At 35.4% G+C, this 24,920-nt stretch carries 20 protein-coding genes; 5 read left to right on the forward strand and 15 right to left on the reverse strand.

Annotated features, from left to right (window positions below; translation table 11 throughout):
* The first annotated feature begins 193 nt into the window (after positions 1 to 193).
* From ACFQU5_RS14705 to ACFQU5_RS14715, 3 genes are read left to right on the forward strand one after another with little or no spacing between them, the layout of a single operon-like run.
* Positions 194 to 1,327: a GerAB/ArcD/ProY family transporter gene (locus ACFQU5_RS14705; RefSeq protein WP_390289146.1), complete on the forward strand. Its 1,134-nt coding sequence runs from the start codon at positions 194 to 196 to the stop codon at positions 1,325 to 1,327.
* Positions 1,328 to 2,782 carry a spore germination protein gene (locus ACFQU5_RS14710; RefSeq protein ID WP_390289149.1) on the forward strand — a complete coding sequence of 485 codons (1,455 nt, stop codon included), beginning with the start codon at positions 1,328 to 1,330 and terminating at the stop codon, positions 2,780 to 2,782.
* Between the two features lie 3 nt (positions 2,783 to 2,785).
* Complete coding sequence (locus tag ACFQU5_RS14715) at positions 2,786 to 3,931, forward strand: Ger(x)C family spore germination protein (RefSeq protein WP_390289152.1); 1,146 nt, start codon at positions 2,786 to 2,788, stop codon at positions 3,929 to 3,931.
* 77 nt (positions 3,932 to 4,008) lie between these two features.
* Here the strand turns inward: ACFQU5_RS14715 and msrB are convergent, their stop codons facing one another.
* The 5 genes from msrB to ACFQU5_RS14740 all read right to left on the reverse strand — a co-directional run bounded on the left by msrB (position 4,009) and on the right by ACFQU5_RS14740 (position 7,621).
* Positions 4,009 to 4,437, reverse strand: coding sequence for a peptide-methionine (R)-S-oxide reductase MsrB (gene msrB, locus ACFQU5_RS14720; RefSeq protein WP_390289155.1), 429 nt, complete (start codon positions 4,435 to 4,437; stop codon positions 4,009 to 4,011).
* Entirely contained in the window at positions 4,430 to 4,963 is a 534-nt protein-coding gene (msrA, locus tag ACFQU5_RS14725) for a peptide-methionine (S)-S-oxide reductase MsrA (RefSeq protein ID WP_390289158.1), read from the reverse strand. Before msrA ends, msrB begins: the two co-directional genes overlap by 8 nt.
* A 10-nt stretch (positions 4,964 to 4,973) precedes the next feature.
* The gene (locus ACFQU5_RS14730; RefSeq protein ID WP_390289161.1) at positions 4,974 to 5,552 is read right to left on the reverse strand and encodes a YpmS family protein; all 579 of its coding nucleotides are present in this window, start codon (positions 5,550 to 5,552) and stop codon (positions 4,974 to 4,976) included.
* Positions 5,553 to 5,649: 97 nt separating this feature from the next.
* Positions 5,650 to 6,555 carry a GDSL-type esterase/lipase family protein gene (locus ACFQU5_RS14735; RefSeq protein WP_390289164.1) on the reverse strand — a complete coding sequence of 302 codons (906 nt, stop codon included), beginning with the start codon at positions 6,553 to 6,555 and terminating at the stop codon, positions 5,650 to 5,652.
* A 223-nt stretch (positions 6,556 to 6,778) separates the two neighbouring features.
* A complete protein-coding gene (locus ACFQU5_RS14740) occupies positions 6,779 to 7,621 on the reverse strand; it encodes a DegV family protein (protein ID WP_390289167.1) in 843 nt (280 codons plus the stop codon).
* Positions 7,622 to 7,817: 196 nt separating this feature from the next.
* Here ACFQU5_RS14740 and trhA point away from each other — a divergent pair, with 196 nt between their 5' ends.
* Positions 7,818 to 8,459, forward strand: a complete 642-nt coding sequence (trhA, locus tag ACFQU5_RS14745) for a PAQR family membrane homeostasis protein TrhA (RefSeq protein WP_390289170.1) — start codon at positions 7,818 to 7,820, stop codon at positions 8,457 to 8,459.
* Positions 8,460 to 9,072: 613 nt separating this feature from the next.
* On the opposite strand, the gene ACFQU5_RS14750 is transcribed toward trhA, so the two are convergent.
* Positions 9,073 to 9,972 (reverse strand): LysR family transcriptional regulator, encoded by a 900-nt coding sequence (locus ACFQU5_RS14750; protein ID WP_390289173.1) that lies wholly within the window; start codon positions 9,970 to 9,972, stop codon positions 9,073 to 9,075.
* A 141-nt stretch (positions 9,973 to 10,113) separates the two neighbouring features.
* Here ACFQU5_RS14750 and ACFQU5_RS14755 point away from each other — a divergent pair, with 141 nt between their 5' ends.
* Positions 10,114 to 11,334, forward strand: coding sequence for an MFS transporter (locus tag ACFQU5_RS14755; RefSeq protein WP_390289176.1), 1,221 nt, complete (start codon positions 10,114 to 10,116; stop codon positions 11,332 to 11,334).
* A gap of 241 nt (positions 11,335 to 11,575) precedes the next feature.
* On the opposite strand, the gene ACFQU5_RS14760 is transcribed toward ACFQU5_RS14755, so the two are convergent.
* The 9 genes from ACFQU5_RS14760 to ACFQU5_RS14800 all read right to left on the reverse strand — a co-directional run bounded on the left by ACFQU5_RS14760 (position 11,576) and on the right by ACFQU5_RS14800 (position 24,859).
* Positions 11,576 to 14,731 (reverse strand): hypothetical protein, encoded by a 3,156-nt coding sequence (locus tag ACFQU5_RS14760; RefSeq protein ID WP_390289179.1) that lies wholly within the window; start codon positions 14,729 to 14,731, stop codon positions 11,576 to 11,578.
* Positions 14,728 to 16,155, reverse strand: a complete 1,428-nt coding sequence (locus ACFQU5_RS14765) for a glycosyltransferase family 2 protein (RefSeq protein WP_390289182.1) — start codon at positions 16,153 to 16,155, stop codon at positions 14,728 to 14,730. Before ACFQU5_RS14765 ends, ACFQU5_RS14760 begins: the two co-directional genes overlap by 4 nt.
* Positions 16,143 to 17,192, reverse strand: a complete 1,050-nt coding sequence (locus tag ACFQU5_RS14770; RefSeq protein ID WP_390289185.1) for a HEAT repeat domain-containing protein — start codon at positions 17,190 to 17,192, stop codon at positions 16,143 to 16,145. The genes ACFQU5_RS14765 and ACFQU5_RS14770 overlap by 13 nt, the downstream gene beginning before the upstream one ends.
* The gene (locus ACFQU5_RS14775; protein ID WP_390289188.1) at positions 17,189 to 18,019 is read right to left on the reverse strand and encodes a response regulator; all 831 of its coding nucleotides are present in this window, start codon (positions 18,017 to 18,019) and stop codon (positions 17,189 to 17,191) included. The genes ACFQU5_RS14770 and ACFQU5_RS14775 overlap by 4 nt, the downstream gene beginning before the upstream one ends.
* 1,127 nt (positions 18,020 to 19,146) lie before the next feature.
* Positions 19,147 to 19,653, reverse strand: coding sequence for a hypothetical protein (locus ACFQU5_RS14780; protein WP_390289191.1), 507 nt, complete (start codon positions 19,651 to 19,653; stop codon positions 19,147 to 19,149).
* Complete coding sequence (locus ACFQU5_RS14785; RefSeq protein ID WP_390289193.1) at positions 19,643 to 20,017, reverse strand: hypothetical protein; 375 nt, start codon at positions 20,015 to 20,017, stop codon at positions 19,643 to 19,645. Before ACFQU5_RS14785 ends, ACFQU5_RS14780 begins: the two co-directional genes overlap by 11 nt.
* A gap of 570 nt (positions 20,018 to 20,587) precedes the next feature.
* Entirely contained in the window at positions 20,588 to 21,991 is a 1,404-nt protein-coding gene (rlmD, locus tag ACFQU5_RS14790; RefSeq protein ID WP_390289196.1) for a 23S rRNA (uracil(1939)-C(5))-methyltransferase RlmD, read from the reverse strand.
* Positions 21,992 to 22,263: 272 nt separating this feature from the next.
* Positions 22,264 to 22,722: a carbohydrate binding domain-containing protein gene (locus tag ACFQU5_RS14795; protein WP_390289199.1), complete on the reverse strand. Its 459-nt coding sequence runs from the start codon at positions 22,720 to 22,722 to the stop codon at positions 22,264 to 22,266.
* Between the two features lie 43 nt (positions 22,723 to 22,765).
* The gene (locus ACFQU5_RS14800) at positions 22,766 to 24,859 is read right to left on the reverse strand and encodes a glycosyl hydrolase family 18 protein (RefSeq protein WP_390289202.1); all 2,094 of its coding nucleotides are present in this window, start codon (positions 24,857 to 24,859) and stop codon (positions 22,766 to 22,768) included.
* Positions 24,860 to 24,920 lie beyond the last annotated feature (61 nt).

The raw sequence follows: 24,920 nt of genomic DNA on the forward strand, positions 1-24,920 counted from the left end.
AGCTGGAAGAAAAATAACTCTTTCTGAAAATTATCCATAAAGCGTAATTTTATAGTGTACTAAACAATAATATTTCGTGAGGAAGCGATTGAATCCTCACGATTTTTTTATTTGTTCATGGGTCACCCATGCTGTTCTTATATTTTTTTAATTGCATGTCAATACTTTTAAGAAAATGTTAGAAGGTAAAATAATGCATAAAATCGGTCAAATCGGCATTTTACATGTGATATTTTTAGTGATGACTTTTATTGGGTTGAAAAATCATGTTACAATTTTGCCTCCCCTTTTAGACCATGTAAAAAGAGATGGTTGGATGTCCGTAATTCTTGCAGCTGTAATTATGTTTCCATGGTTATTTTTAATACTATTTATCCATAATAAAACGAAGCAACAACCATTAAAAGAATGGCTAAATGGAAAAATTGGCAAAGTACCTTCCGCTATCATTCTATATAGTATGATTGGATTTATTTTTACTCTTGCTGCTTTTTCTATGTGTGAAACATTACTATGGATTAATACCACTTTCTTACCCAAGACACCTAAATTAGCTCTTTTAATTGTTTATGTACTGCTTTGTTTCTTATTAATCTCAACCAATATGCTGACAATAGTAATTGTTAATACATTTGTCTTATTATTCGTTGTTTTGTTCGGATTCTACGTAGCAATTGCTAATATTCAATTTAAAGATTATAGCCTTATACAACCTTTTTTTGAATATGGTTTTAGTCCCGTTTTAAAAGGAATTATATACCCCGCTTCAGGGTTTATAGAAATATTTTTATTATTATTCATTCAGCACCATTTTAAAAGCAAGCTTAAATGGACACATCTTGCAATTATGCTATTCATATTGACTGGTCTTACACTTGGCCCACTTTTAGGGGCAATAGTAGAATTTGGACCAGAAGAGGCCGCGAGACAAAGATATCCCGCTTATGAAGAATGGGGATTAGTTACAATAGGCCGTTTCATAGAACATATGGATTTCCTATCTATATATCAATGGCTTACAGGTACATTTATACGCGTTAGTTTACTGTTATTTATCGCTAGCGATATTTTAAATATTACTGGGCAAAGGAAAAAGATATGGAATTTTATGTTCTTCCCCTTTTTCTTTATATGCTTAACTGTAATAAGTTTAGATGATAGTTTGTTTTTATATTTAAACGGAAACGGAATGTTAATTTTTACTTTTTTCTTCTTACTATTATTGTCTATTCTATTAGGTACGATGGCTCTAATTACTAGTAGAAAAAAAAATAAAAGGGTTTTACGTCCACAGAATAATCAAGATAAAGAAGGTAGTGAAAATTAGATGGACACAAGTGAACAAAAAGATATCGATATCACTACATTAAAGAATGTCTTCAATAAATCGGCTGATGTTAACTTCAATGAATTCACCTTTAATCAATCCATTATATTTTGCATTAAATGTGATTCAATGGTGGACCAACAAATGCTTTATACTATAGTGCTACCTAATATCGAGAGTCTGTTTAAGGATAAAAATAACACTCAAATAAATGAAAAAATGATTGAGCAGTTGCCTATTCCAGAAATACAAAAGATAACCAATCAAGATGACATTACTACTAAAGTATACAGTGGCAATATATTAATTTTTTTTAAGGATTCTAAGTTACTTTATTCATGTAACATCTCTCGAAAACCTAATCGAACACCTGAAGAAACGAATATGGAAGTATTGGTAAAGGGTCCTCGCGACAATTTTATTGAAGATTTATCTACTAATATTGCCCTCATTCGTAAACGTTTACCTACAAATTCTCTATGTGTTGAGAAATTTAGCATAGGTAAACGATCAAAGACTGAAGTAGCAATCATGTATATGGATGATATTGCGAATCAGGATATTTTAACAGAGTTAAAGAAGCAATTTGAAAAAATCGATACAGACATAATTATTGGTGCAGAAGCTTTAATGGAATTTATTAACAAAAAAAACTGGGTCTTGCCCTCCACCAACTCAACAGGAAGACCAGATTTCGCAATCCAATCATTGATTAGGGGCAGGTTTATTATTATCGTTGATGGTACACCCTATGCTGTTATAACTCCTATAAATTTTTTCTATTTACTAAAAACATCTGAAGATAACGAAAACACAATTATTTTTAGCTCTTTTGAAAGAATGTTACGATTACTCGGCGTTATATTAGGTATTTCGCTACCTGCGTTTTGGTTGGCATTAACATTATTTCATCAAGATCAGTTACCCCTTCAATTACTTGCAACCGTAGTAATTGCGAATAGGGGCTTGCCTTTTCCTGCTGTACTTGAGATGTTAATTTTATTAATTATTTTTGAATTATTCCGTGAAGCTGGTTTAAGAATGCCTACAAAAATTGGTACAACAGTAGGTGTAGTAGGTGGATTAATTATTGGCGATGCAGCAATTCGCGCGGGCATTACCAGCCCAGCTATGGTAGTTGTTATTGCATTGTCAACTATAGCTTCCTACTCCATTGTTAACCAATCACTTGTAACTATGGTTAGTATGCTTAGAATCTCTTTTATATTAGTAACGTCCATATTCGGATTATTCGGCTTCTTTGTTTGTTTTTATTTGCTTTTACTCTATATCGCAAATATCCGTATCTTCGGAACTCCTTATTTAGATATTACTGCTGACTTAAGTTGGCAAAGTATAAAAAAAGCACTATTTAGGCAATCTCAACCAAAATATTCAGAACGACCAAATATGCTTGATCCTCAAGATGACACAAGAAAACATAATGAGGGATAAAAATTGAAAAAAATAAATTTCATCTTCTTAGTTTGCTTCGCCTTCCTCTTATCAGGTTGTTGGGATTTAAATGAAAATGAAAGAATGTATTATGCGCATGGAGCAGCCATCGATTATAAAGAAGGATTTTACGTGGTCTATGTTCAAATTATTAGCTTTTCAAATGTTGCGAAATCTGAACAAGTAAATCAAGATGTAATTCAATCTGAAGTAAATTCTTTCAAAGGGGTAACCCTCAGTGATGCTTTTAAAAATCTTTATAATGCAATCGATGAAGAAGTGTATTGGGGGCACTTTTCATTTTTAATTTTAAGTGAAAATTCTTTAAAAGAAAACAGGTTAAACTCCGTAATCAATGACATTACAAGATTTATTGATACGAGATACAATACGTGGGTATATTCAACAGATGAGCCATTAGCAGAGTTTCTAACTACTGTACCTTTATTAAAACGTTCAATTACACTAACTAGATTGGCTGACCCATTAAATTCATTTAAATTAGAATCCTTTATCGAACCAGTTACTGTTCGAAGTCTTATCATCTCGTTAAACGACCCCCCTAACGCAGTAAATATACCCTACGTTCGACTAAAGGATGATTGGAAAAATCAAAAAAATCCAAGTAAAAGTATTGAGACAGCTGGATTTGGTATCTTGTCTACTACAGATTTTAAGGGATATGTAAAAGAGCAGGATGCTGAAGGGTTAAGATGGTTAAGTAACGAAACAATTTCAGCAACAGTTACATCTGTGTTTGAAAAGAATAAAAACTTCTCCGGAACAGTTAAAAACCTAGAATCAAAAATCGAACCAATTACAAATGGTAGTAATGTACAATTTGATATCAATATCTCTTTAACAGCTGGATTAGACAATTTCACTGGAAACTTAACGCCAAAAGAAATTGAAAAAGGGATTATTAAACAAATAAAAAAAGAAATTAAAGATACTTACGAAAAAGGAATGGAAAAAGACATCGATATTTATCGACTAACAGAGATTCTCTATCGAAAACATGTAAAGGTATATAAGAAGCTTGAGAAGAATGGGAAAGTGGCGTTAACAGAAGATTCTATTAGAAATATTACTATCGATGTTCAAAATGTTGATTCAGGTAGAAAATCCTTTGAAGAGACTATTAAATAATAACCTAAGTTCATAAAACGTTGCTTATAAGGTCTATATAATAAAGGTGGAGAAATTCTCCACCTTTTTACCTTACTTTACTTAAACAATTGCAAGAACTCTCCATAGCCTTCTTCTTCCAATTTATCTTTTGGTACAAAGCGAAGTGAAGCCGAATTAATACAATAACGCAAACCACCTAATTCACGAGGACCATCCGGGAAAACATGTCCTAAGTGTGAATCAGCAGTTTTACTTCGAACTTCCACTCTTCTCATCCCATGGGAAGTGTCAAAATGCTCTGATACTTCTTCTGGCTCAACTGGTTTTGCAAAGCTTGGCCATCCACAGCCAGCATCAAATTTATCTTTTGAACTAAATAGAGGTTTCCCAGAAACGATATCTACATAGATTCCTTCCTCAAAATGTTGGTCATATTCATTTTGATATGGAGGTTCTGTTCCTTGTTGTTGTGTTACATAGTATTGCATATCCGTAAGTTGCTTTAATTTTTCTTCTTTATTCATTTCGATTCCCCCAATTTTGTTGAATAAATGCTGCTCGCCCTGAACCAATTTGGTAGCGTTCATAGTGCAATGGATTTTTCTTATAATACTGTTGATGGTATTCCTCTGCCGGATAGAAGGTTTTCGCAGGCAGAATTTTTACGGCAATCGGTTTGTTAAATTTACCTGATTTCTCAAGTCGTGATTTTGACTCTTCCGCAGTTTTTTTCTGATCGTCATTGTGATAGAAAATTGCTGTTGTATAAGATTCTCCGCGATCATAGAATTGACCGCCGGCATCAGTCGGATCAATTAAAGTCCAATATGTCTCTACTAATTTCTCATATGGAAAAAGAGTTGGATCAAAAGTAATTTGTACTGCCTCTAAATGGCCGGTAGTTTCAGAACACACCTGCTGATAGGTAGGATTTTCTACATGACCACCTGTGTAGCCTGAAATGACTTCCTCAATTCCTGGTTGTTCATCAAAAGGTTTTACCATACACCAAAAACAACCGCCAGCAAATGTTGCAATTTCTTTGCTCATCGTAATCCCCCTATTCATTTGGTACGATAACCTCTAGTAATACACGGTTATTTCGCAAGTCGATTTCCTTTGCTTTCACTCGAGCCCCTGTCATCACTTCTAAATCTGACAAATCAACGTAGATTTCTTCGTCATTCGGTCGCACAACAATCCACTCAGGGAATGCTACGGAATCGTTCATAAGTTTTAAGACCGTAAACGGGTCTATATTTATATTACCAACATTAACGGAATTTTGCTTTAATTGAATATTCCCGTCTTCCGTCACAATCGGATCAAATTGCATTGCAAACGGTACGGTAAATCCGAAAACGGTTAGTTCACTCTTTAATTCAATCGACTTATCAACATCAATATCGATAGGAATCGGGCTATTCGCTAGTTCTTTTTGTAAGTACCCCATCGCAATTTTTTCGATATCATCTGCTGTTGATTCAACAAGCAACACGCTGTCAGTCGGGTTTACAGCTACACTTTCCCTGTCGATTTGAACATCTTCTGTTGGGGAAGTCGCCCAATAAATTAATACTGTAAAAAATATGATGATAGCACCTGTCAAAATAAAAAAGGCGACTTTCCATTTGTTCATTAACGTTCACTCCTTTAGATCTCTACCCCATTATCTATGTACCCTTCCCTGTCATTTGGAATCATGCATAGGAAGAAGGTTAATCTTATTAATCGGTTCAGATTAACCCGTTAAAATTATCCTCAATCTGACAGGATTTTATCATCGATAAAATGCGTTCTGTCATAATTGTATAGCCATATCCGTTTGGATGAAAGAAATCTGTATGATAGACCAAGTTTGCGTTCTCATCAAATAAATCTTGTATGTTCACATAACATGCGTTTTCATACTGTTTAGATGTAGATTCAATGGATTCATTCCATTCCGTAATAATCGATTCAAATTCAGTAATTTCATCTGTTATTACCGAAAAAGGGTTATATAAACCAATCATGACAATCGGAACATCAGGATTTTTCAAACGAATTTCATTTAAAATTTGCTCGTAACGTTTTTCAAAACCAACTAATTCTTCTTCAAAGTATTTTCTTTTCAACTCAAACAGATCTTTTTTAACTACTTTCATAATATCATTACCACCAATCGTAATGGTGATAAGTTCTGCATTTTTTAATTCATTATCATAATGACCTTTTTTAAGTAAATCTAATAGTTGGTCACTTTTTCTCCCTCGTTTTCCTCTATTGTCTAGTACTACTTCTTTTAAATCTGTCGATTGTTCGATTTTCTCCACCAATCGTTTAGTATACCCACTTTTTTGGTCTTCATCCCCAACACCTTTTGTTAAAGAGTCCCCAAGAGCCAGGTAATATAATTTTGATGGGTCTGCTTTGATATTTACGGGATTTTCCAATTGTAGTTCATTCGATAATTGCTCTTCGACTGATTCTTGGAATACTGTAGTTAGTATCAATTCCTCTTCCTTTGTTTCTTCTTTGCCTTCAACTGGCCGTTTAGCTATAGCTGTTTTTTTATCTGGCTGTTCAGTTATTTCAGTTGCTCCAGTCAATTCAACCGCTGATGCTACCTCGTTTTGTTGTTTTTCATTATCATCTTTCATATAACCTAAAAGTAAAATGCAACAACATACGATGAGAATAGTGATTCGTTTCAGAATGATTCTCCTTTCTTAATACTTACTTATCGGAAATCCTGATTTGATTAATAATATTGATGTTAATTTGAGCAATTGTGCGGTATTGTATGTGAAAACTGTTTAAAATTAAAAAAGCTATCATTCTGCTCATATATAGTATATGAGCTTATGATAGCCAGATTTCTCTTTATTCAGCGAAATATATAAAACCAATTGCACCCGGTCCTGTATGTGTACTAATGATCGGGGAAGTGAATTTAACCTCGATATTGTTGAATCCCGTTGATTGGATTAATTCAATAAGTGGATTACCCAGAGTTGATAATCCGTCTGCGTGTGAAATTCCAACAGCCTTAACAGTCTTGCCTTCCACATCCTCATTAAATTGTTTAAATAAATAACTAATCACTTGTTTATGACTTCGCACTTTCGCAACAGGTGTGTATGACCCGTCATCAAGTGTCGCAATTGGTTTAATATTTAATAAGGAGCCAATCATACCTGTTCCTTTTCCAATACGACCACCCTTGATAAGATTATCTAATTTATCTACAACTACGAATAATCTTGTATTTTTTCTAACTTCATCCAGACGAGCAACGATTTGTTCTACTGTCGCACCAGCATCACGTAGTTTGATTGCTTCACGAAGCTGTATTGCAAGCCCTATTGCAATATAGCGTGAATCAAAAACCGTTACGTCCGAATCGCTCAATTGTGCTGCTTGTCTAGCCGACTCGACAGTTCCACTCATGGATCCCGTCATATGAATAGAGATTATTTGATCGCCTTCACGCCCAAGTTCATCATAAAGTTCTTTAAATTTGCCTGGGGCTGGCTGGGAGCTTTTTGGCAGTTCTTTTGAATTTTTCATTAAATCTAAAAATGATACAGGTTCTACATCCTGTCCATCAGTATATGTTTTTCCATCAATTTGAATTGTTAAAGGTACGACTTTAATGTCATGTTCCATTAATTCTTCTTTTGTTAAATCACAAGTTGAATCTGTAACAATATGAATTCGTCCCAAAATGACACATCCTTTAATATATTAGAAACATTATAATATAAATATTCACTATGGAAAAATGACAAATGTAATCGATTTCAAAAAAGCTTATAGATTGTGCATTAATTGTTCACAATTACATAGGGAACAATATGACAAATGATAGTGTCAGCCAATTTATTGTTGGCGTATAGTGGACCTACAAGGAGTGAACAGTATGAATAATCATGAAGCATTTGACTATAAAAGTTGGAAAGAAGAATTATGGAATGCCATTACACATGGCATTGGCCTATTTATAAGTATTCCCACTTGCGTGATTTTAATATTATTAGCCATTCAAAAAGGGAGTGCCGCCCAAATTGTTTCCTATTCAATTTTTGGAGCTTCACTTGTTCTTTTATTTTTGATGTCAACTTTACTGCACAGTATGCCTGAAAAATATAAAAGATTTTTCTCCATATTAGACCACTCATCTATTTACATTTTGATTGCCGGAAGCTATACACCATTCTTACTAATTGCAGTTGATGGAGCACTAGGAATCGTTTTATTATGTATCATTTGGGCAATTGCTGTATTTGGGGTTGTCTTCAAATGTCTATTTATACACAAATTTGAGACATTTTCACTGATTCTCTATATTGCCATGGGATGGCTAATTATTTTTGCTATCAAACCCCTCTATCAATTTTTACAATTTGACGGATTTACCGTATTACTTGCTGGAGGTTTATTATTTACCTTTGGATCCATCTTTTACGCTTGGAGAAAGCTGCCTTACAATCATGCAATTTGGCATTTATTCGTAATTGGCGGATGTGCCTGTTTAGTGGTTTGTGTTGCGGTTTATCTGTAAAAAGAAAAATAAATCATTAACTATTCTAAAATTGTTAAATGGGACAATTCAAAAGTTTTTAGCTTACGATTGGCTATAAACTAGCTGCTGATGTGTCATTACGAGCAGTGGAGCTTGCAGTCTTGTCGCAATACAAGTGCTATTGCGACATTGCGCGGAGTCGAGCTTGCCATTTGTCACAATACAGGCGCGATTGCGACATTCCGCGGAGTTGGAGCTTGCCATTTGTCACAATACAGGCGCTATTACGACAGCCCGGAGAGTAGGAGCTTGCCATTTGTCACAATACAGGCGCTATTGGGACATTCCCGGGAATGCGTGCTTGCCATTTGTCCCAATACAAGGTCCCTTGTTGCGACGGGTTAATGTCCATGCTAGTACCAGTAGGTTTTACTTTCACTACCTAGAAATTCTACTGCAGCAACCCCACGTAAGTACGTAGTTACCCAACTAGATCAATTATGGATACACTATTGACCAAATAGTTTCCTCTAATATCTTGATAGATTAATTGCATTGAAATGGAAAAGAATATCCTTTCCAATAACGAGGCGCAATATATGCATCTATATCAGCATTATTGGTTTTAAACGTAGTTTCACCACTTATTTAGTCAAACCTCAAAATATTCTAGGAACTTTTTGATCAATCTAGATTGAGACCGACTTTTAGAATAAATTCCACCAAAAGACAGGTTAAAGTTAAGTGGATAACCAGTTAAAGGAATAGAAACAATCCGGCCGCTTTCCAAATAAGGATCATCTATTAACATCAAACTGGAAAACAAGCTAATACCAATGCCTTCCGATACAGCTTTCTTGATTACCTCCGAATTAGTTGATCTAAAAATAACATTTAAAAGCCCATATTTTTTTTCGAAATCTTCAATAAGATTCTTGTAGAAATTTTTCCCATAGATAACAAATGGATATTCTTTAATATCGATTAATTCTAATTCTTTACTGAAAGCTAGTACGGAATCATTTGGAACAATTACATTAAATGTTCCCTGAGAGTGCAACGAGTGAAATGTTATCTGTTCGGCAAATCTCTGTTCGACTGGATTAAAGAGTGCTATTAATCCCAAATCCACCTTTTCTAGATTCACCTCTTCTATTACCTCTCTATTATCCATTTCAATTATCGTGACTTTTATCTGTGGGAAATCCTTTTTGAATTTTGATAATGCCTTTGGTAGATAAGTCATAAAAATACTAGGTACTGTGGCAATTTTCAGCTCTCCATTATAAGAGGAAGTTAACGATTGTATTTCCTCTTTTAATTCATCCGCTTTTTTTAAAATTTCAAGGACTTTTGCAATGATGTCTTTTCCTTCATCCGTTGGAATCGTACCGTTTCGCGATCGTTTGAATAGTTGAATTCCAAATTCCTTTTCCAACAAAGAAATGGATTGACTGATTGCAGATTGTGTTACATGCAGATTTTTTGCAGCAATTGACATTGATTTCGTTTCAACAACTTCTTTTAAATATTCCAACTGTTCAAAGTTCATCGTTCTCCCTCTTTACATTAGCTATACTTATATTAATATTAATAATTATAATTATAATTATACATTAAAGTTGATTAACTATATAATCAATAAAGTTCACCATCAGACATGATTTATAAAAGAAAGAAGAGAAGTATTTAAATGAGAGAGAAAATATGGACAAAAGATTTTATTTTTGTGTGTTTAAGTAATTTTTTTGTATCACTAAACTTTTATATCCTCGCTACCGCTTTCCCCTTATATGTAAAAGATATTTTGAACGGGAACGCACAGCAAATGGGATTGGCCATTACAATCTATTCTCTGGGAATTGTTCTGATAAGACCTTTCTCGGGACAATGGGTAGATCGCTTCGGTAATAAGAAAATGGCTTTAGTGGGTCTAGGCATTTTCCTGATTGCTTCCATCAGTTATTTTGGGGCAATGGGAATCGTTGTATTCTTAGTTATACGCTTCATTCACGGAATGGGATATGCGCTCGCTTCAACAGCGACAAACACGATTGCATCCTCACTTATTCCTATTTCCAGACAAGGTGAAGGTGTAGGCTATTTTAGTATGTTTATGAGCCTTGCGATGGTTATTGGACCCGCTTTTGGGCTTTTTTTATGGAAAGATAAGAACATCACCGTGCTATTATTAGCCGCCTGTATTATTTCAGTACTTTCCCTCTTTTTTGCAATGGTCTTACGCGTATCACAACCAAAACATAATCAAACAGAAATAGTTCAAAATGTGAAGCCAATTAAGAAGGCGAGAATGCAATTTAGTGATTTTATCGAACTAAAAGCTTTGCCAATTGCATTACTGGCGTTTTTACTTGCTTTTTCTTATAGTTCGTTATCAGGATTTTTAGCATCCTTTACTGCTGAAATTAATCAAACTCAAGTTGCAAGTTTATTTTTTGTAGTGTTTGCCTTGATGATTGTAGTGTTTCGTCCAGTCGTCGGAAAAGCATTTGATAGATATAAAGAACATTATTTGTATTACCCATCCATTTTGTTGTTTGGAATTGGGTTACTTACTTTAAGTCAATCTCATTCCGGAAAGATGGTTTTGTTTTCCGCCTTATTAATGGGAATTGGATATGGAGCCCTATTTTCTTGTTTCCAGGCACTTACTGTCAAGCTTTCACCTAGCCACCGAAGAGGAATTGCCATGGCCACTTTCTTATTGTTTTTTGACTTGGGTTATGGCGTAGGTTCTTACATTATGGGACTAATTGCTTCCTTCATAAATTACAGCACGATGTATGAAATAGCCGGAATTATTACATTGCTATCTGCTATCCTGTATTATTTATTCCATCACCGACCACAAACTAAACAAGCCAGTCAAAAGCAAGACCAACACGCAATATAAAAAATTGATTACTCAAGGGCAACAAACGTGTCAAGAAGCTGGCATACCATATTTGACAAGCCTTAGATATTTTGAGCTCGAAAAGTGATTCGATTAGAATAAACACTAAATAAAAATTGATAAATAATATAAAGGTCATCAGAATGAAACGATTCTGATGACCTTTTGTCGATACTTCTATTATAAGATAACTAGAGGAATTTTTAAAATGACTCTTGACTCTAAATAGCAACACGTACCCTTATTTCACTTTCTCAAATGTATCCTGCATGATAAAGTAAGATTGCTTCAGTCGCTCACTATACTGTGGTTCGTTCCATCTACTCCAGCTATAGGGCAGAAGAGGCAACTTGTTATTACGTAAAGCCGGTATGCTTCCAGTTACTTCCCCATTATTCTCAAAAACGACTCCTATCGATAGATTCGGTACTTTTACAGATGCAACAACCCCATCTTTTTGTATATCACCGATAAATTCCCTTTGACTTGGGTCTCTTGCTTGTAGTAAGAGCCATGGAATGCGTATTTCTAAAAGGTCTTCAGCCCACATGTAATCAGCAATTGAGTCATAGTTTTTCGATTTCGGATTACCGTTTCCTTCCCTAAGTTTTCCGGCCTCATATGAGCTAACAGAGATAATTCTACCCGTATCTGGAATTTCCAGTTCATTGCTAAGCATATATTCAATTTGGCGAAACGTCCCGCTATTTTTTATCGGGAGAGGGGGAGCTGGATCCAGCAGGTTTAACCCCTTTTGTCCATACATATAGGTATATAGATCGTAATAAGGGTCGATCACGAGCCGAGAATCTGCTTCATTCCGGCTAACAGTTGCCATTAAATCAACACCATTATTAAATGTAAGGTTAGCCCATTTATCTATTTTGGTATTTCCTTGTCCATCTATTACATCAAAAAGAATATGGGGTGTATTCTCCTTAACTTGGTCTCCTTCTATTTTTAAATACAAATACCTTTCATCAAAATCAAATGATAGAGTGGTATCTCCATCATAAAGCGTTTTTGCATCCCAGTCTGTTGCATCCCCATCAACTTTTATCTTGAGTCGGTCAAAACTTAATAAACCAAATTGCTGTTCATTTGTTTGAGCATTAGACCAATATGGACGTCGATCTGGGTTATCGTAGTCAAATGTGTTCCAAGTTCGCTTAAACCACTCATCCTGCCATGTAAATAATAATCCTCCCATCAAATTCTCAGCCATAATATCCTCAAATAAACTTTTCAGTATTTTACCTTGGTCCATTTCACTCATAAATCCTTGATTCCAACCATAGGGATTTTCATGAGTTAAACCACGTGAAGAAGGAACTCCGAATTCTGCAACTAGAACGGGTAGGCGGTGGACATCGTGAAGATCGGACAAATAGCCTGCGTAACTGTTTTTATTTCCCCTATGATCAACATAATTCAATAATCTCTGATCATAATTCAAAAAATCCGGATAATAAGGATATACATGGTAAGAAGCAAACTGCCCTGTTTTTTCTGCCTTCCCTTTTGCGTAAATTACATTTGGATTCACGCTAACCATATCCTCTTTTTCATCAGGCTCCGATGGATGATCAAGTAGATCGGTAGTAATCCAATTGGTAAAGCTCATCGGTCGGATCCAACCATAAGTGTCAAGTTCATACTCTACAATGTAATCCATCTGTTCAGCCATCCAATGCTCAAATGGAGATGCGTCTTTTGTATAAAAGAATTGTCCGTTATAATCACCAATACCTTCATGTTTTTCATTTGTTCCCTGAACCATAAAAGGATACCACTCAATACCAATAATCCAGCCTGCTATGTATTCCGATACATCAGCATTATAGATTCCCGACGCGTGACCTGGCCTTTCTACTAGACTAGCATTTCCATGGACGATATCTACAATTGACTTCATTTCATTTCGAAAGTCTATTAGTGTCTCCTTGTCATAAGCGTCTAATGTAGTTTCCAGCCTTTCTTCATTTATCCAGGCTCCATGCAATATATACAATTTTTGGTCACTGGATTCATTAAACCGCTTTAATGCATTATAAAATCCGGGTGGATGAATCGTGTAAACACGTATCATATTTGCATTCATTTCCGCGATGGACTCAAACCAACGATAGTATTCATCTTCGGTAATCGCTGCTTCACCTGGAAAAGCACCAGGTTTACCCATGCCAAGATTAACCCCTTTGATTGTAATGGGCTCCCAATCTCCATTTATCTTCACTTCAAGTTTATTTTCATTTATACGAGAAGTATATTGTAGATCTTGTCCTTCACTTGGAGCTTTTGATTCCATCGATTGATAGCTGTCCAAGATTTTTTTCATCATTGGAAAGTATACAGCCCAGTAAAAAGCTGATTCTTCATTTTGTTTCAGGAACTTATAGATAGACACCAAGCTCTTCATTTGATGGAAGGGCGGCAAATCATTTACATCATTATAATCTCCTGCAAAATAGTAGCTCTTAGATTGTTCATGGTTTTGTTTGATAATCGCAGCAAATTGTTCTGGAATTCCTAGAGACTTTAGTTTCTCTTTTCCTTCATTTGTAAGAGACCAGTAATAATCTGCTAAGGATACAGCTCCATTTTTCGGTATCACAATATCAAACCAATATTGGTAATAAGGACTATCAAAAAGACCCAGCTCTTTTTGTCCCTGTTCTGTAAAAGCTACCTTAATCCCTTCCTCTTTTACATGCTTATTAAGTTCAAGTACTTCTACTTGATTGTTCAAATCATTTACTAATAAAAAGCCTGCACCTTTGTAGGGCCAATTTTCGCCATACTCCTTTTTCACCCATTGAGGCAGTTCCACACTTGATAAACTCAAGTCCGTAAAGTATCTCCCTATCCAACCATCCCAATTCAGTCCTAAATAATTGGTGATAGATTCACGTACTTGAGTGCTGGTAGGAGATGCAAATGTATTATATTCTGCAATAAAAAGACTTTTTTTATCGGAAGACAATCGCTTAGCTATGGTCTCCCATTCCTTGTGCTCTAATCCGCCATAAATTTTTTCTGAACGTGTTCCATGCACTTCCTTTGTATCAAATATATCCTCTTTATAGACGCCATACGTATCCGCCAAATAAATAACATCGTAGTCGTTATAATTGTCTGGTAAAGCAGGAATTGGTTGGCCTTTGACAGGGTCGTAACCAAAGTAATCTTTTTCAGCACTATAGGTAGAATCCTCTTTCTTAATCTTTTCATGATTTAACAGCCATGTTATGCCGGAGTGTTCTCTATAATCTGGAGATGGTATTGTCTTGTCAATAATTGCAACAGATAAATTGTTATCTTCTTCAAGGAACCAACTGAGCACAGGTGCTACTAAAAGGAACAGGAAAACAGATACTCCAATATAAATTCTCTTCATTGCTGCTTCGTCTCCTTTTCTGAAATACCAATCCTTTTCATCTGTCCCCATTCCCTTTTTCGAATGATAAAGCGAAAAATCCCTTCACATCTCCAAAGCAGAGTCATCGGACGATACCAAAAAAGTTCGGTTAAAGATAAAGCCGAGATGTGAATTAAATCGCGGATAGTAGGATATCGTCTCATACTCCACGCTTCCAATAAGAGTGTCATAATCGATAATATCGAACCGTAAAATATAAATAATAGAAATGCTAAAATAGCATAATCCGTATAAATATCCCCAGATACTAACGAAAATACAACATAAATCAAGCCACCCAATTCAATGATTGGACCAAAACATTCTATAATCCAAAAATAAGGAAATGATAACATCCCCACGATACCGTACTTCGGATTTAGCGTCATTGTTCGGTGTTTCCACAAACTCTCAATCAGCCCTTGATGCCATCTTCTTCGCTGAATTCTAAGGACTTCAAATGATTGTGGAACCTCTGTCCAACAAACCGGTTCAGAGACGAATTCAATCCGTTTCTCCACTTTTTCTTCTTTTATTTTCCTATGTAGCTTGACGACCATTTCCATATCTTCACCAATTGTATCTACCGAGAATCCCCCTACTTTTATAGCCCATTCCTTTGAAAAAATACTGAATGCTCCAGAAATAATCAGCATCATATTTAAACGGCTAAAAGCAATCCTTCCCATTAAAAATGCACGAAGATATTCTACGATTTGCATGACTATAAGGGGGCGGTCAGAGATCGGCGATTTAACGATAGAACCCATCGATATTTTCAGGCTATTCGCAATTCGTATATTTCCTCCTGCTGCAATTACCTTGCCATCAGATTGAACAATCGGCCTCATTACACGTTGCAAAGCTGTAGGCTCAAGAAGTGAATCTCCATCTATTGAACAAAAATAAGGGAATCTCGCCATATTAATACCCGCATTTAATGAATCCGCCTTACCGCCATTTATTTTATTGATGAGCCATAACGATGGATGTACAGTTGACTGGTATATGCTTTTAATCGGTTTTGTTGAGATATTTTCTTGGATTATTTTATCGACTTTCTTCATTTGAAAATAATCAATTAACTGCTCTTGAGTGCTATCTGTTGAGTCATCATTAATAACAATAATCTCTTTATCCGGATATTGAAGCGATAATAGAGAATGTATACTATTGATAATCCCTTTTTCTTCATTGAATGCCGGTACCAACAATGAGACGGGTTTTGTCTGTACCGAATCCATATACTCTTCTTCGATTCTTATTTTCCTAAATGAATAATTCTTTCTTAACTGACTGACTGCTAGAATCAGCATTGTAACGTATATTAAAATTGCGATGACATTATACATAATAATGAATTTACCGAAAAGAAGCATAAGACCATCCATTATCCAATCCATGACCCACTACCTTCTCTTTTAATTATTTCCCGAATGATTTCAACGGTATATTGATCAGATGAAGACTCTATATATTGTTCAACTGCATCGATAGCTTCGTTATGATGGACTATAGTTCTAGCTGCCTGTTCCCGGACCTTCCAATCCCTATCCTCCAACAATTTAAAAAGTAAAGCATTGATATTACTTGATTTCACATATCGAGCCAGTTTGGCAGCCATAAGCTTTTCTACCCAAGCTCCACATTCTACAAGTTTCAAACAAATATCCTCATCACCAACCCGCATTGTATACAGTGCTTTTGCAGCACGGATACGTACTTCGCGGTCGTTAGAGTTTACTAGTTTTTTTAAAAAGGGAATGAAATCAAGTTCTCTTTTTATTGATAAAGTATCAATCAAAGCATATATACTATGAAGTTCAAGTTCTCTAAAAAGAGAAATCAAGGATGACAAAGTAAGCTTTGAAAGGTGTTTAAACATCTTTCTGCAATCAAATTCAGTTAAATCCGATTCATATCTTAAAAAAAATTCTATAAAGGCAGTCTCATCATGCCTGGAATAAATTAAAAGGAGCATAAGACGTTCCTCTTTTGTTTTCATTCTACGATTAGTCCAATTATTCTCCTTCAGAATTTCTATATTTCCATAATCTTCAATTCTAGCTAATGCTTTTAACCTCAGACCTTTCCTTGGACTATTTAATAACTTTTTATAATGAGTTCGTAAATAGTCTGTTGCTATATCATGAAGTTTTTGAGAAGTTAATTCACTCGTCACGCTATTAACATATATATATGATAGTTCTTCGTACCCTTCAATTTCTTCCTTTCGGATAGGTATAGCTGACTCAACCAATGGACCATCACTGAGAAAAAAATTATGCCAAGATAATTGGGTTCTTTTTTTGTATATTTCTCTTCCTTTTTCACGCTTTACCTCTTGGTGTTTTTTCCAGAGAAGATGTAGGCTTAACAAGATAAAACAACCTATACATACAGTGATTAACCATATCATCAACCAGATGGCATTTATCATCTCCATAACCCTTTGCACGTTCGTTTAATTTGTGCTTCAAATAAACGAATGTTAAATGGTTTTATAAAAAAGCCATCCGCCCCTCGCTCATAAGATAGGATCATTTCATCTTCCGAACTATTATTTGTCATCATAAATACTATGAACTTTTGCTGGTTGGGCATTTGACGAATTATGTTCAATATTTCTAATCCATTTCGTCTTGGTAGTACATCATTCATAATGATAATGTGCGTGTGGGAGGATTTAAGCCATTCTGATTCTAAAAAGCTCTGCCCATCTTCGAACAACTGTACTGTCAGTTCCATTCCATCAATAAGGATGGACTCAACTGTTGTAGCCAATACTCTTCTTAACATAGAGTTTTCCTCAATTATACTTACTTTGATTTCCTCTTCAATCTGTTCTTCATAATCGTGTATTCGATGGACACCTTCTTTCCGGATTGCCTTAAATCCATGATTTAATACTTGATGAAGTTCAGCAGCGCCATTTCGAACTTCAATAATACAGGTAGCAAAAAGGTTGAAGAAAAAAGGACTACGTGCTTCAAGTCGTTTAAGTAAGGCGGTCGCTTCATTTCCTCCACTTTCTGTCAGCATCAAACCCAAAGCGTTTTCGTCGGTTATTTGAAATAGGATATCAGTTAGTCGAATTTCGTTTGCCAAAAAATCAACGATGGCAGTTCGAGACCTATCATCGATTGTTTCATGAAGTTTTAATAGCAGTATTGTAAATGGATGACGTGAACGTCGGATTGATGCTTTACTCAGTTCAAAAAAAGGGCGTACTTCTTGCTCATTAAATAAAGTAGCAATAGTCACCATTGCTTTTACCTTCCTTTCTGCTCTATCACTCGCTTATATCCATTTTTGCTTAACAGATGCTTGCACCCTTGAAACCCCATTTAATTTCCCATTACAGATAAATGGTATGGAGTTTTTTCTCTTGTGCAATCTTTATAACTCTATTTAGACTAATCAGTATTTGGTCAAATTTGATAGGGCTAAATTTGCTTACTTTATCTCTATTTAATCAATTATTAATTCTAAAAGATTTAAAAATTCTTTTTCATGGTAAACTACCTCACTTTATTTCAACTTCACTCAAAATTTTAAAGTTTATCTCTTACAAAACTCTTAAATCCCCTTATAGGTTAACAACTATAAGAGAGTCAAAATATATGAAGAGACACTCTGCTTAGAGTCCGTGAAATGAAGACTAATGGAACCTTGTACCCTACTATAGTCAGACATTAACCAACCTAGGATTACAGATACGTCTTCTATTTGCTGCGCCTAAATTAATGTCACCAATATCCATTCATTCACTATCCAAAAATTCCAAACATTCTTCTTTATTAAACTAGAAAAACCAATTTCCTTATTGGAAATTTGGTCAGACAGTTGACGAACACTCGTAAACTTCGTTAGCTGCCTCGTTCGCTCCCTCATGAATCTTATGCCTTATTAAAGTCGTCAATCGGCTGCCCGCCTTTTCTGAAAAGGCTTTCTATACTATCTGGGTAATTCTTCATTTCAAAAAAAAGACGAAAAAAAAAACGTGCAGACAAAGTCGAAAGCGACTCTGGTCTGCACTCTGTAAGAATTTCTTATTGAAAATTCAATTTTTGGTACATCACGATTAAATTTACCTACTTATCACTACCCGGCATTATAACAAAGTCAGGATATTTAAAACGATAGGAACGGAGTGTTCTATTTCATTACACTTCCAAGATTAACTCTGCAACACATCGGTGCTGGTGGGTTTACTTAGATACAGATCTCTTTTTTCTAACACTTATAAAAAGACAAAGAAGATTACAATAATTATTTCATGAACAATTTTAATTTTGCTATGACATTATATACGTACCCTGAACATAGTTTCCCACAATCTTTTAAATGTTTGCCTTAGAGGTTTCTTAAAGAATTTATTTAAAGAGTAATTATTACTTAAAAATAGTATTAATGACTTCATCCAACGACATATTACTATCCAATTTGAAGGTACCAGGCTTTAAATCATTTGCTAACCCTCTCTTTTCCACTTCTTTGAAAAAGGTCATAGCATTATCAATGATTTCTCCCTGAACTAATGCATCGCCAACTTCGATACTCGTCATTCCTGATGCCACATTGATAACAGTGCGATAGATTATTTTCTCATTATCTTGCTTTTCCGATTGGTCCGTTTGTTCATCATGAGTTTGTTGACCTTTTGCATTTGCATCTGCCTCTTTTTCCGCAATAGCTTGTTGTTCGTCCCATTCTGTTTCAGTTAAAATAACATACCCAGCATTCGAAAGGCTCGTTTTCATTTCCTCTTCCGTTAGGGACTTCGCTATCACCTGATCCATTTGTGCTTTAGGATTAGTCTGTGAAAAATAGACAATTCCCGAAACACCCGCGCTGATGAGAAGGCCTGCAGCAAAGCTATTTATCAGGTTAGCTTTCATTTGCTACCTTTCTCCCTTCGTTTTTTAGTGACATATATGGAGCTAGAAGCTTTTCTACCTCTGATGTTTCAAGCTTTAATCTAGCGGCTATAATCTCCATTTTAAAATTTCTCTTATATAAGTCTAGTAATTTTCGTTGTAATTCTCTTTCTTCGTTACTAAGCCCAACTTTTTGTGAAAGTATATCATTTTCTATAGTTAAAACTTGGATTTGGTTTTGAAGCTTAGTAATTTCCTCCATTATCGTCATATATACCGTGTCAATTTCGCGTTGTTCTATCTTTGAAGCTTGCTTATTTTTATACATAGAAAATATTAGTAGTAGTACTGCCACGATAAATAGTCCAGTTAAAGCCCATTCCATCGTTCAAACCTCCTTTAATTTGACCAAGATATTATTATACTTTCAAAACGACCAAATTTCGATAAAATTATTCAAAATACTATAAAGGTCATTATTATAAAAAGGCAGGATGGTTGGAAAGATTCATCTCCCCTTCTCTAATTATGAATGGTATTCTACAAAAGCTACTGAATAGTGTACTTATTCGGTCAGTATCAATGGAACATGGTAAGATATAAGGACAACATTGAATTAAGTGTATCCCAATTATCAAATGGACTTATTCCAAACGGAGTTCATCCGTAAGAATCTAGTTTACTATTCATTCTTTCACTAACGATATTACCCCACCATCACAGATGGAAATTGGTAACTTATTAGAAGAAATACACAACAAAACGCTATGGAAAATGAAATATACATTCTAATGGAAACAGAATTATCCCCAGAAACCTTTAAACGAAACAGAATTTTACTATGTTAAATTCCCCTTAGAAAGTACGTACCTAAACTACTCCATCAATTGATTTTTCAACAATTTAAAAGCCCGAATACAAAAATCGTATTCGAGCCTTAAATTTCAATATTTTATTAAGCTTGAGGTTCTTCTACTAAAACCAATTCCGCAACACATTCCACATGAACCGTATGAGGGAATAGATCCACTGGCTGCACGATTTTCAAGACATAACCGAATTCTTCTAATTGTTTAATATCTGTTGCAAACGTATCTGGGTTACAGGATACATAAACGACACGTTCTGGTTTTGACCGGCCGATTTTTCTCATTACTTTTCCGCCTGCACCTGAACGAGGAGGATCAAGAAGCAGTAAGTTTGGTGTGCCAAAGGTTTCCAGAACCTCGTCAATACCTTTTCTTGCGTCTTTTGCCAAGAAATAAGTATTATGGATGCCATTATCTGCTGCATTACGTTTTGCTGATTCAATCGATGCTTCAACAATTTCAATACCTGCAAGATCTCCTACTTTGCTTGCAAATGGTAGAGAGAATGTACCTACACCACAGAACAAGTCAATCATTTTGTCAGACTTCTTTGGTTGGCCCATTTCAACAGCTAGATCAACTAACTTTTGAGCTTGCACTGGGTTGGTTTGGAAGAATGTATCGAACCAAAGGCGGAATCGGTAACCATCCATTTCATCATAGATAAAATCTCGTCCAGCCAATGTATGACTTTTTTCCGATTGAGTTCGGTCAGCCCAATCTGTATTTTCAAGCCACATCAAGCTTTTTACTTGTGGGAACTTTTCAGTAATACGATTAATCAAATCCTGAGCTGCGTCTTTTAAATGTATTTCCGGAGCTTCAGTTGCAAATAGTGCCAACATAATTTCACCTGTAGCAAAGGATTGTCTAACCATTAAATGACGCAGTAAGCCAACATGAGCATCCTTGTTATAGCCCGGTAATTGATGTACTTTCACCCAATCCGCAACTTCCATAGCTGCTTGAACCATTTCTTTTCCAGCAATTAAGCAAGATTCCAGTGAAATAATTTTTCTGAAATTCCCTTGTTCATGTAAGCCTAGAGAACCATCTGGAGCAAATGTAAACTCCATTTTATTACGATAGTGCCATTGATTTTCCATGCCAATCGTATCTTTTACTAAGTTTGGATCAAATCCTTGTGCCTCTATCGCCTCTTTTACATGGTTTGTTTTATGTTTTAATTGGCCCTGGTAATCCCAGTGCTGCCATACACATCCACCACAAAGATCAAAATGCGGACACGGCGGAGCAATTCTCTCTGGATTCGTCTCCAATATTTCGTCCAATAAAGCCTTTCTTCTTCTTCGTTCTGGTTTATCAACCGTTACCTTTACTTTTTCCCCTGGTAATACCTGAGGGATAGTAAGACGAAGCTTTTTAGGATTTCCTAATTCATTTTCACGCCAGATAATCGCTCGTCCAGAACCCTTTTCATCTAATTTACTAATATCAACAACTAATGATTCTCCAGTAGTAATTGTCAAATCATACTCCTCCTTATGAAATCTTCTTATATTAAGAAATTTATAGTTTTTTTAATTAACAAGATGGCGATCTAATTTACACACATTATACTAGTATATAGGAGAAAGCACCAAAATAGAAAGTATATATTTATTGAAGATATTAACAGGTACCAATTTTTATTTTAGAAAAAAAAAGGTTGAGAAAGTGGAAGCTTTTCTCAACCTTTTTAACGTAACGATAGTATTTCAATCAAAACTTTTTCAGAATTTATATCAGTTCTTAAATTGCATTATTCCTCAATTATTTGTAAATTTTTAAATGAGAATCCAGTTTTTTCTTTTCCTTTCGTAAGGACAGATACATCGATTTGAGAAGATGGACTTTCTAACGTGAAAGTCATTTCATGGGTTGTCCACTCTTCAGTAAGTTCAACCTCTATCTTCTTATCTTTAATATATTGGCCTCTTGCGTTCGTCTCTTCCAATTTTAAAATTACAGTCCCTTTTCCTTTTAATGTAACAAGGAATTTAATATTTTCTTTCGTGAGGGGTTGCGGTGGAGTGTAAACAAATCCCTCTTCCTCTTTTGTCCCTTCAGTCTTGACGAGAAATTCTCCTTCAATTACTTCTTGAACAATCGCTCCAATTCCAAAATACGGAATAGTCGGACGATCTTCGGCTGCTAAAGAATGTGTAGACATTGCCAAAAAGAACATTACAGCCAAGAAACTTGTTAATTGTTTTTTCATTAATTTACCTCCAATGATTTGTTTCTTCTAGATTTGTTATTGATCACGGAACCATATATTTCATTCCTCTAGATAAGAAGGAGGCAAAATGTACGCGTTGTACTTCCCCTTTTGGATTAAATTTCTCCACGTCGGAAATGCCTAAAGCATTTAAAGCTCGAATGGCTTCCTGCGCTTCTTTGCTTGCTGTTGGCAAATCCACTACTGAATCTTCTTTGTCTTTTGCTTTTTCAACTAGTGTTTGGCCACTAATAGCTTGTGTTGCACGATTTAATACGAGTGCCATACTTTCACGCGTAAAAGTACCAGAAGAATCAAGATTTCCGTCTGTTCTTCCCTTAAAGACACCGCTCGATTTCACTAAAGCCGCATATTTCAACAATTCCCGGTCCTTTGTTTGTACAGAAATGTCTTTAAAATATGCCCTTGATTCCCAATCATTCGGGACTGTTGCATATCCATTTGCCTCTAATAGACGTCCGAGCATAATAACGACTTGACCACGAGTAATTGCATCTGATGGAGCAAAGGACGTTTCAGTTTTTCCTTTGATAATATTTTGCTCTACTAGTTTTAAAACATTTTGTTGTTCTTCGGAAGTATAGGAACTAATATCTTTAAAAGGATTTTTCGTAGTACCTTCTTGAATTGGAGATTGTTCAGTGATTAAATTGGGTACTGGACTACTAATTTTAAGGATTTGCCCAACATAAATGCTATCTGATGTTAAGCCATTCAAAACTTTTATCTCGTTTACAGTCATATTATTGGCTGTGGCAATCTTCCATAATGTATCACCTGATTGCACCGTATAAGGGAAAGAAGGAATAGATGAGACAATACCTGTCTGCTCTTTAGGTTGCGCTGGGTCTATAGGCGCTACTTCTACTCCTTCATGAGACATCCAAGTTCGATAAAATTGCCACATAGAAGCATTCTCTTGCCCCAAACTCCAGCTACCTGTCCCCTTAATGTTGTATTTATGAACAAGTCGCAATTTCTCTTTAATTGATTCATTATTCTCATACCAAATATGATATGTTCCGGGTGCTAAGGTTTTACCAGCTATTGTCATTGTTGGATCGCCGCTTTTAATCGTAATGGTTGCTTTAGGTGATTTAGATTTCTCATCAAACACGACCGTACCACCATATTTTGCCAACATTTCATCTACTCTAGTATTGGATATTCCTGTCCCTCCCTCACTTGCTGGGGCACCTTCTCTCCAATAACGGCCATAAAAAGGAACGCCCAAAACGATTTTATCTTCAGGAACACCTTGTTTAAGGGCATATTGAATAGAACGATCCACCCAACCAATGCTCGCAACAGGACCCTCGGGACCACCATTATAGGATTCGTCATATGCCATAATCATTAAATAACTTGCATATTTCGCCAATTCTCCGTAGTCATATGTTCCATGCCACCCCTTCGTCCACCCGTTAGGATTCGCAGCAACTGCTACAGACACCTCTTTCTCTTTTGGTAACTTCTCGCGCAGAAGTCTCACTAGGTCTGTATAAGCTGCGCGATCAATATCAGTTGTATTCTCAATATCAACCTGCAAACCATCCAAATTATTTTTTATAATAAAATCAGCAATCTGAGTTGATAATTTCTCCCGATTTGCTAAAGCTGCACGTCCAAGTGTTCTGTCCCAATGATTACTTAAAAATGGCACAACTTTAATATCGCGATTATGCATCTCTGTCACAAACCTTGTGTCGAACTGAGAAGCTACTTTTAAAGAACCATCAGCGTTAAGATCTAAATAACTTGGTGAAACGAGACTCAAATTCCCTTGCGTCTTGTCCACTTGCGTGATATAGGAAGATGTATTTCCGAAGTAGAGATAACTCATATTAAAGTCAGCTTCGTGTGCCTCTGCTTTTTGCATTGGAATATTTGTTAAAAGAAGTGTACCAGCTACTACAACAATTGAAGCTATCTTAAGTTTAGGAAAATTCTTTTTTACATATTTAATCGCATTGCTTCTTAATGTATCGACCTTATTGAAGTTGAATTCTGAGCCAAACTCCATATTTTTTGAATTCTTTGGCACCTTAATATGTAAAATAACTTGTAATTCACCGTTTTCGGTTTTCAGTTCAACTGATTCAAAGTGATCCATCATCAATCCACCACCTTTTTGTTAGTATGTTTTCAATGCGAAAAATCATGTATTTATAGTTAGT

The organism is Ureibacillus sp. GCM10028918, assembly GCF_042666115.1.
Classification (GTDB): domain Bacteria; phylum Bacillota; class Bacilli; order Bacillales_A; family Planococcaceae; genus Ureibacillus.